At 68.9% G+C, this 8,379-nt stretch carries 11 protein-coding genes; 4 read left to right on the plus strand and 7 right to left on the minus strand.

Annotated features, from left to right (window positions below; genetic code table 11):
* The 4 genes from ACWELJ_RS32025 to mscL all read left to right on the plus strand — a co-directional run.
* A partial coding sequence (locus ACWELJ_RS32025) for a 5-formyltetrahydrofolate cyclo-ligase (protein WP_452369820.1) occupies window positions 1-459 on the plus strand: 459 nt, incomplete at its 5' end.
* Between the two features lie 70 nt (window positions 460-529).
* Entirely contained in the window at window positions 530-844 is a 315-nt protein-coding gene (locus ACWELJ_RS32030; protein WP_452369821.1) for an FmdB family zinc ribbon protein, read from the plus strand.
* An 88-nt stretch (window positions 845-932) separates the two neighbouring features.
* The gene (locus ACWELJ_RS32035) at window positions 933-1,580 is read left to right on the plus strand and encodes an SAF domain-containing protein (RefSeq protein ID WP_452369822.1); all 648 of its coding nucleotides are present in this window, start codon (window positions 933-935) and stop codon (window positions 1,578-1,580) included.
* 79 nt (window positions 1,581-1,659) lie between these two features.
* Window positions 1,660-2,061, plus strand: a complete 402-nt coding sequence (mscL, locus tag ACWELJ_RS32040; RefSeq protein ID WP_452369823.1) for a large conductance mechanosensitive channel protein MscL — start codon at window positions 1,660-1,662, stop codon at window positions 2,059-2,061.
* Window positions 2,062-2,169: 108 nt separating this feature from the next.
* On the opposite strand, the gene ACWELJ_RS32045 is transcribed toward mscL, so the two are convergent.
* The 7 genes from ACWELJ_RS32045 to ACWELJ_RS32075 all read right to left on the minus strand — a co-directional run bounded on the left by ACWELJ_RS32045 (window position 2,170) and on the right by ACWELJ_RS32075 (window position 7,761).
* Entirely contained in the window at window positions 2,170-2,850 is a 681-nt protein-coding gene (locus ACWELJ_RS32045; protein ID WP_452369824.1) for an MspA family porin, read from the minus strand.
* A 61-nt stretch (window positions 2,851-2,911) separates the two neighbouring features.
* The gene (locus tag ACWELJ_RS32050; RefSeq protein WP_452369825.1) at window positions 2,912-3,592 is read right to left on the minus strand and encodes an MspA family porin; all 681 of its coding nucleotides are present in this window, start codon (window positions 3,590-3,592) and stop codon (window positions 2,912-2,914) included.
* Window positions 3,593-3,890: 298 nt separating this feature from the next.
* Window positions 3,891-4,562, minus strand: a complete 672-nt coding sequence (locus ACWELJ_RS32055) for an MspA family porin (RefSeq protein WP_452369826.1) — start codon at window positions 4,560-4,562, stop codon at window positions 3,891-3,893.
* A gap of 63 nt (window positions 4,563-4,625) precedes the next feature.
* Window positions 4,626-5,300 (minus strand): MspA family porin, encoded by a 675-nt coding sequence (locus tag ACWELJ_RS32060; protein ID WP_452369827.1) that lies wholly within the window; start codon window positions 5,298-5,300, stop codon window positions 4,626-4,628.
* Between the two features lie 246 nt (window positions 5,301-5,546).
* Window positions 5,547-5,765, minus strand: a complete 219-nt coding sequence (locus ACWELJ_RS32065) for a hypothetical protein (protein ID WP_452369828.1) — start codon at window positions 5,763-5,765, stop codon at window positions 5,547-5,549.
* Entirely contained in the window at window positions 5,762-6,256 is a 495-nt protein-coding gene (locus ACWELJ_RS32070) for a MogA/MoaB family molybdenum cofactor biosynthesis protein (protein ID WP_452369829.1), read from the minus strand. The genes ACWELJ_RS32065 and ACWELJ_RS32070 overlap by 4 nt, the downstream gene beginning before the upstream one ends.
* Window positions 6,257-6,354: 98 nt before the next feature.
* On the minus strand, window positions 6,355-7,761 hold the full coding sequence (locus ACWELJ_RS32075) for a S1C family serine protease (RefSeq protein WP_452369830.1): 1,407 nt from the start codon (window positions 7,759-7,761) through the stop codon (window positions 6,355-6,357).
* Between the last annotated feature and the right edge of the window lie 618 nt (window positions 7,762-8,379).

Consider the following 8,379-nt stretch of genomic DNA (forward strand, 5'->3'; position numbering starts at 1 on the left):
GGCGGCTGGGTCTGCGCCTACGTGCCCGTGGGCGCCGAGCCCGGCTCACTGGCCCTGCTCGACGCGCTGCGGGCCGCCGGAGCCCGGGTGCTGCTGCCGGTCACCGGCGAACCCGGACCGCTCACCTGGGCCGAATACACCGGGCCCGGCGGGCTGCGACGCGGCCGGTTCGGGCTGCGCGAACCGGACGGCGACCCGGTCACGGACGGAATCTCGGCGGCCTCGACGATTCTGGTTCCGGCGCTGGCGGTGGATCGGCGCGGGGTCCGATTGGGACGCGGGGCCGGTTATTACGATCGAAGTCTGAACGCCGCGCGCGCCGACGCGCGTTTGATCGCCGTGGTGCGCGACGACGAACTCGTGGACCGTTTGCCGGAGGAGCCGCACGACCATCGAATGGGGTGGGCGTTGACCCCGTTCGGCGGGCTGCACCGCCTCGAGGATCCAGCCGGGAATTGACACCCGATTGGCAGCGTTGGCACTGCCAGCTGTAGAGTGCTAATTCGACGAAGAGCGTGGAGGTTTCCCGATGCCTACTTACTCGTATGCATGCACCGAGTGCGACAACAAGTTCGACATCGTGCAGTCCTTCTCCGAAGACGCACTGACCACCTGCGATCGCTGCAACGGCAAGCTGCGCAAGCTGTTCAACTCCGTCGGCATCGTCTTCAAGGGCAGCGGCTTCTACCGCACCGACAGCCGCAACGGCTCCACCTCGTCCGAACCGGCCAAGCCGTCGTCCTCTTCGTCGGACAACGGCGGCTCCGGCTCCACCGCGTCGAGCACGACCACGTCGAGCACCTCGACCTCGTCGTCCAGCGGTTCCAGCACCTCCGCGGCCTGATCCGAGCTTTTCTCCACAGGCTCTTCGTTATCCACAGCCCGGGTTCGGCCCGGGCGTGCCGGTGTCGGGGCGACCGTACGCTGGCCCCGTGACGCGACCGTATCGAGCCCTCCTCCAGCAGTTCCGTAGCCGCCTGATCTGGGCGGACTCGGTACTACTGCGGCGGGCCGGGGCGGTCGCGCTGCTCATCGTGGCGGCCTTCCTGGCCGTCCGCCCGGATCCATCCACAGCCCGGACACCGGTCCTGGTCGCCGCGCGGGACCTGCCGCCCGGGCAGATGCTCGGCGACAGCGATCTGCGCGTCGCCGACCGGGAGACCGCGACCCTGCCCGCCGGAGCCGTGCGCGACACCGCCCGCGTGCGCGGCGCCACCCTCGCCGCCGCGCTGACGACCGGGGAGATCATCACCGAGGTACGGGTGCTGGGCCCCCGATTGGCCGCCGTGGCCGCGGGCTCACCCGATGCCCGCATCGTGCCGATTCGCTTGGCGGACACCGCCGTTGCCGAGATCCTGCGCAGCGGCGACCGGGTCGATCTGGTGGCGGGCGAGGACACCGGCGGGACCGGCCGTCCCGCACGACTATTGGCCGCCGACGCGACCGTGGTACTGGTGCCGCCGTCCGACGGCGCCCGCGGGCGCACCGACCGGGTGGTGCTGGTCGCCCTGGATTCCCGGCGCGCCACGGCGGTGGCCGCCGCCTCGCTGCGGACGGCGCTCACGGTCGTGTTCCACTGAACCGGCGCGTCGGTGAACTAGCATCGCCTCACATCCCCATAACTCTGCGTTCGATCCCTCCGGTAGAGGAGTTTCGGCAATGCTCAAGGGTTTCAAAGAATTTCTGATGCGCGGCAATGTCATCGACCTGGCGGTGGCCGTCGTCATGGGCACCGCCTTCGTCGCGGTCGTCACCGCCTTCACCGACGGCATCGTGACACCGCTGCTGGCCGTGTTCGGCGGCACCAATCAGCTCGGCCTGGGCTTCCAGCTGGTGGCCGACAAACCCGCCACCTTCATCGCGATCGGGCCCATCATCACCGCGGCCATCGATTTCGTCATCATCGCGGCCCTGCTCTACTTCATCCTGGTGGTCCCGGCCAAGAAGGCCAAGCAGCTGTGGGGCACCAAGGAGGACGACGCGCTCACCGACAACGAACTGCTGCGCGAGATCCGGGATCTGCTCGCGGAGCGCACGGCGGGCGGGCGGCACGAGCTCTGACCCGCGGCACCAGCTCTCGCCGCTGGGCACGAACTTCGGTGTCCGGCAAGGCAGAACGGGCCCGGCGCGAAAAGCGCCGGGCCCGTTCGTCTTACACCGGGGTGTGGATCAGCCGAGGCTGAAGGGCTGGCCCCACAGGGTGATCCAGCTGATCACGTTGTCGGTCTCGACCTCGACGCTCACGAAGGCGCGCGCCTGGGCGTAACCGCCGCAGCCGTTCAGGCCGATGGTCTCGTCGGACCAGGTGACCGAACCGCTGTTGCCGTTGAACTTGTTACGGACCTTGTGCGATTCCTTGCCGTAGTCGTCCGGCTGCTCGAGGTCGAGCACGTAGAACGACTTGGCCTGGCCCGGACCCAGGGTCAGGTTGGCGCCGGAGTTGACGCCGCCGGTCGGGGTGGCGTTACCGCTGCTGTCCCAGCTCGCACCGCCGGTCGCGCCGCCGCTGACGCCGCCGCCGTCGATGGTGACCTGGCAGCCGACCACGTAACCGGGGAAGATCTTGCCGCCGGTGGCGGTGGTGTCACCGGCGATGGAGACCTGCGCCGAGGCCGAGACCCAGGCGTTGCGGTGCACCGGGGTGGCGCCCATGGACGGGCTGATGTTGGCGGACTCGCCGACCAGCTTCACCGTCACCACGGTGCCGTCGGACAGGGTCTGGGTGATTTCGCCGCCCGGCAGCGGTACGAAGGTGTCGGCCGCAGCCGCACCGGTGGAGAACAGGCCAAGGGCCGCGGTGGTGACAGCACCGACACCGGCCACCCGCGCCATAGTCTTACGGATGTTCATATCTGGTTGTCCCTCAGATTTTGTTCGCTTGCGCGAGAAAGGATTTGGCGGGCAGAGACCACTAGCCGATGCTGAACGGCTGGCCGTAGAGGGTGGTCTTGGAGTAGTGATCGCCGATGACCTCGACGACCGTGTACGCACGCGCCTGGGCGTAGCCCGCGCAGCCCTGGATCTGGATCTCGGCGTCGCGGTACTCGACCGAGTAGGTGCCCGCCTTGGTGATGTCCTTGTAGTCGATCTGCACGAAGGCCACCTGGCCGGGGCCGAGGTTGACGCCGATCGAGCCACCGACACTCGCGCTGTCGAGGTTGATGCTGCCGGAGATGCCCGCGGAGATCGCGTCCTCACCGATGGAGATCTGGCAGCCGACGATGTAGCCGGTGTTGATCTGCGAGGCGCCGTGCGTCGACGAGGCATTCGAGCCGGGGATGCCGGACGGGCCGTTGTTCGGACCGGCGGTGCCTTCCGGCGTTTCGGTGACCACCGCGGAAGCCGCGCCGCTCACCCACACCACACGGCCGGCACCGTTGGCAGAGAGCGACGGCGACACGATGGCGTGCTCACCCGTCCGGGTAATGGTGACGGTGCCCGCCGGGTTCACCTTCTGGCCGTCCGGCAACGGCACGAAGGTGTCAGCGTTAGCGGCACCAGTGGAAAAAAGGCCGATGGCCACGGCCGCGGCCGCGCCGATGCCCGCAAAACGGGCCGCGGTACGCACACCGTGGGTGCGGTTCTCGCTCATACTTCCCCTCATCAGGTTCTTGCGATCAACCTCGACCACCGAGGTTGAAATGGGACCCTTGCGAATCCCCGGTTGAGTTTGTCGCCACATTGTTGCCACTGTGTTACTCGTTACAAATTCTTTTCTCGTAGCGACGCAGGGCACTTTACATCACAGCTGTGAGCTCTGAGACGTGAGCGAACAGGATCGGTGACTCGGTGACACAAACCCGCAGGTATGCAGAGAAAGTCGCGGATAGCAAAAGGGGCCCGGTGCTAATCGCACCGGGCCCCTTGGCATTCCGCTGAGCGGAAACTGATCAGCCGAGACTGAAGGGCTGACCCCACAGCGTGTACGCGGTGATCACGTGGTCGGTCTCGACCTGAACCGCGATGAACGAGCGCGCCTGCGCGTAGCCGCCGCAGCCGTTCAGGTTGATGGTCTCGTCCGACCACGTCACCGAACCGGAGTTACCCGAGAACTTGTTGCGCTTGTAGTGCGCCTCGCTGCCGTAATCGTCGGGCGCTTCCTGATCCAGGATGTAGAACGCCTGCGACTGGCCGGGGCCCAGGGTCAGGTTGCCGCCGACATTGGCGCCGGCCGACGGGCTCGAGCCGTCGTAGTTGACGCCCACGCTCGGGCCGCCGTTGGCGCCGCCGCCGGAGATGTTGACCTGGCAGCCGACGACATAGCCGGGGACGATCTTGCCGCCGACATTGCCATTGGTGCCCGACAGCTCGACCCGCGCGCTGCCCGAGACCCAGGCGTTGCGGTGCAACGGGGTCGCGCCCAGCGACGGGTTGATGTTGGCCGACTCGCCGGTCATGGAGATGGTCACGATGGTGCCGTCGTCCATGGTCTCGGTGATGGAGCCGCCCGGCAGCGGCACGAAGGTGTCGGCGTTGGCCGCACCCGTGGAGAACAGGCCCAGGGCGGCGGTGGCGACGGCGCCGATCCCGGCGGCCCGCGCCATGGTCTTGCGAACGTTCATGATGGTTTCCCTCTAGGGTCGAATTCGCTTGCGCGAGAGATGAATCGGGTGTCTGACCACACGTCAGCCGAGGCTGAACGGCTGCCCGTAGAGGGTGGTCTTCGAGTAGTGGTCACCGATGATCTCGACCACGGTGTAGGCGCGCGCCTGGGCGTAGCCCGCGCAGCCCTGCACGTCGACCGGCACATCCTTGTAGTCGATCGAGTAGCGACCCGCGTCGAGGATGTCCTTGGAGTTGATCTGGAGGAAGGTCACCTGGCCGGGGCCGAGGTTCAGGCCGATGGAGCCGCCGGCGTTCGCGCCGGTCAGGCTCACGCCGCCGGAGATACCCGCGGAGATGGCGTTGTCGGCGATGTTCACCTGGCAGCCGATGATGTAGCCGGTGTTGACCTGCGACGCGCCGTGCGTGGAGGAGTTGTTGGTGCCCGGGCCGTTGGTGGGGCCGTTGTTCGGGCCGACCGTGCCCGCGGGGGTCTCGGTGACGTCGGCGACGACCTTGCCCGAGAGCCAGGCGGTGCGGCCCGCGCCGTTCGCCGACAGCGACGGCGAGATGACGGCGTGCTCGCCGAGACGGTTGATGGTCACGCCCGGTCCGACCTTCTGACCGTCCGGCAACGGTACGAAGGTGTCGGCGTTGGCGGCGCCGGTCGACAGCAGGCCGAAAGCCACGGAGGCGGCTGCGCCGATACCCGCGACACGCGCGGCCCGACGCAAACCGGCAGTCCGGTTCTCGCTCATTGTTCCCTCATCAGTTTTTTTGCGGACAACCCCGACCACCGGGGCTGAAGAGGGCCACTACGGCACAGAACTCGGCAAGAGCAACTATCAAGCGCGCTGCTCATTTTCTTTACAGCCGTAGCTTTGTTGACCCCGAAGAGACTTTAGACACAACAGCTACCGATTGGCAACAATCAGATATAGGGCGCGCCAAAACACGGCGTCCGAGAGGGGGCAAATTCTCAGCAGCCGTGATGAAAGGGAATCTCAACCGTGATGGGGCGGCTTCTGCGCGCGCAGCCAATCATCGGAGGACCGAACGGAATCCGGCTCGGGAGAGCGCTCGTCCGAGGTGGTGGACGGCAGTTCGTCGCCGAAGATGCGCGCGAGCCGGGCGCGTTCGGCGGGGGTGAGACGACGAGACCCCGCCCGGCGCTCGGCCGGACGGGGTGACTCGGGTGAATCGGATGCGCCGGTGTCGGTCATTCCGACAGACCGGACAATTCATCGATGACTTTGCTCGCCAGCGGGCCCAGGGTCGCCATGCCGTCCCGGACCGCGGCGCGCGAACCCGGCAGGTTCACCACCAGCGTGCTGCCCGACACCCCGGCCAGTCCGCGCGACAGGCCCGCGTCCAGCGAACCCGAGGCCAGGCCCGAGGACCGCAGCGCCTCGCTGATCCCGGGCAGCACCCGGTCCAGCACCTCCTCGGTGGCCTCCGGCGTCACATCGCGCGGGGACATGCCGGTGCCGCCGACCGAGATGACCAGGTCGACACCGCCGATCACCGCGGTATTGAGGGCATTGCGGATCTCCACCTCATCGGCCGACACCGACACCGAGGCGTCCACCAGGAACCCGGCCTCGGTGAGTAGCTCGGTGACCAGCGGACCCAGCGAGTCCACTCCGCCATGGGCGGTTCGATCGTCGACGACCACGACAAGAGCACGGCCCGCCACAGCGGCATCGATTTCCATGGTGCTCACCGTAGCGCCCTTGTCCGACAACAGCTCCCATCCCCCGTCGGAGGTGACACGGATCGCCGGTACCGGTTCCCTGCCATTGACACGGTTGCTCATCGTCCGCCCTCCGCGGCTGCCTCGCCGAGGGTGACCTCGACGGTCTTGGGATTCTTGCCCTGGTCGTCGGTGTAGGTCACCTTGACCTTGTCGCCGGGCCGGTGCGAACGCACCCCGGCGATCAGCGAATTGCCCGAGTCCACGATCTGGTCGTCGATCTTGGTGATGATCGCGTTCTTCGGGATGCCCGCCTTGGCGGCCGGGCCGTCGGGCGACACGTCCATCACGCGCGCGCCGTTCACATCGTCCTGTGCCCGCACGGTCACACCGATCTGGGCGTAGGTGGCCTTGCCGTTCTTGATCAGCTCGTCGGCGACGCGGCGCGCGGTGTCCACCGGGATCGCGAAGCCCAGACCGATCGAGCCGCTCTGCGCGCCCGCCGACTCGGCGGTGCCCATGGTGGCGATGGCGGTGTTGATGCCGACCAGCTTGCCGCTCATATCGACCAGCGCGCCGCCGGAATTGCCCGGGTTGATGGCCGCGTCGGTCTGGATGGCGTCGATGACCGTGCCCTGCGAGCCCGGCTCGCCGCTGGTGGAGACCGGGCGGTTCAGCGAGGAGACGATACCGCTGGTCACCGTGCCCGCCAGGCCCAGCGGCGAACCGATCGCCACCACGCCCTGACCCACCTGCAGATTGCCCGACTGACCCAGCTCGATCGGCTTCAGATCCGACTTGCCGGTCACCCGGATGACCGCGATGTCCGAGACCGGATCCGCGCCCACGATGGTGGCGGGAGCGGTCGAGCCGTCATTGAACGCCACATCCATCTTGGCGTTCGGCCCGGCGCCGCTGACCACGTGATTGTTGGTGAGGATCAGGCCGTCCGAGGACAGGATCACCCCGGACCCCTCGCCCTCGGCCCGCGCGCCCGCGACCCGGATCATGACCACGCTCGGCAGCACCTTCTGCGCCACCGCCTGCACCGAACCCTCCGGCGCGGGCGCGGCCTTGCCATTGCCCGCGGGCTGATCGAGCGCATTGCTCACCGTGCCGTGATCGCTGCCGTGCGTGGCCAGCGCGCCCACCGCGCCACCGATGCCGCCGCTGAGCAGCGCCAGCACCACCGCGCCCGCCACCAGACCGGTGCGGCCGGACCGCTTCGGCCCCGGCGCACCGCCGTAGGCCAGGCCCGGCTCACCCGGCACCCCCGGCCCGCCCGGGCCACCGGGCACGGCCGGAATCACCTGCGTCGGATGCTGTCCCGCCGCGTACGCCGGAAACTGCCCCGTCGAATACGCCGGCTGCTGGCCGGTCGCGTACGCGGGCTGCTGTCCCGTGCCGTAGGGCGACTGCCCCACTCCGGCGGGTGGCTGCTGTCCCGCCGCGGGTATCGGCTGCTGTCCGGCCGCGTACCCGGCCCCCGACGCCGCGTACGCCTGCCCGTGACCCGCGGCCGGAATCTCCCCGGTGGCCGGGTTACCGCCGCCGTACTGCTGCGAATAAGGTTGCGCCCCACCGAAAGCCGCGCCGTAGGCGGGACCGCCCTGCGGCGCGCCGGAGCCCGCGCCGGGCAGCACCTGGGTGGCCGGATCGACCGTGCCCGAACCCGGTTGCCCCGCAACGCCATACGCTGTCCCACCCGGACCCCCGAAGGCCGGTGCCGACCCGGCGGGCGGGTAGCCCCAGGCGGCCGCGGACGATTGCTCGCCTGCCGCGGACGACTGCGCACCGCCGGAAGGAGTGGGCGCGTCGCCGCCGGAAACGGGCTGTGCCGCACCGAAACCGGCCGCACCCGGTGTACCGGGCGCACTCGGTGCCGGACCCGCCGCGGGTGCCCCGGAAGCGGGCTGACCGTGCCGGTCCGGGGGCGGGAAAGCGCCGGGAGCGGGGGTGGCGGCCGGACTCGGGGTGGCGGCGAAGCCGTTGAAGGAGTCGACGGCAGGAGTGGCCGGGCCGGCGGGGTCCCGTTTCGGCAGGCCGGACCAGCGCCATGACCAAACTCGGCGCGCACAATCGCCACGAGGCGGTCGTGCGAGCACGCCGCCTCGGGCTCCTTCCGTGAGTACGTCCTGACAGCG

The sequence above is a fragment of the Nocardia sp. NPDC004582 genome, assembly GCF_053602115.1.

Coding starts and splice junctions, on each gene's coding strand:
- ACWELJ_RS32065 (WP_452369828.1), bottom strand. CDS start 5,765: ATGACCGACACCGGCGCATCCGATTCACCCGAGTCACCCCGTCCGGCC.
- ACWELJ_RS32030 (WP_452369821.1), top strand. CDS start 530: ATGCCTACTTACTCGTATGCATGCACCGAGTGCGACAACAAGTTCGAC.
- mscL (WP_452369823.1), top strand. CDS start 1,660: ATGCTCAAGGGTTTCAAAGAATTTCTGATGCGCGGCAATGTCATCGAC.
- ACWELJ_RS32050 (WP_452369825.1), bottom strand. CDS start 3,592: ATGAGCGAGAACCGCACCCACGGTGTGCGTACCGCGGCCCGTTTTGCG.
- ACWELJ_RS32060 (WP_452369827.1), bottom strand. CDS start 5,300: ATGAGCGAGAACCGGACTGCCGGTTTGCGTCGGGCCGCGCGTGTCGCG.
- ACWELJ_RS32055 (WP_452369826.1), bottom strand. CDS start 4,562: ATGAACGTTCGCAAGACCATGGCGCGGGCCGCCGGGATCGGCGCCGTC.
- ACWELJ_RS32070 (WP_452369829.1), bottom strand. CDS start 6,256: ATGGAAATCGATGCCGCTGTGGCGGGCCGTGCTCTTGTCGTGGTCGTC.
- ACWELJ_RS32045 (WP_452369824.1), bottom strand. CDS start 2,850: ATGAACATCCGTAAGACTATGGCGCGGGTGGCCGGTGTCGGTGCTGTC.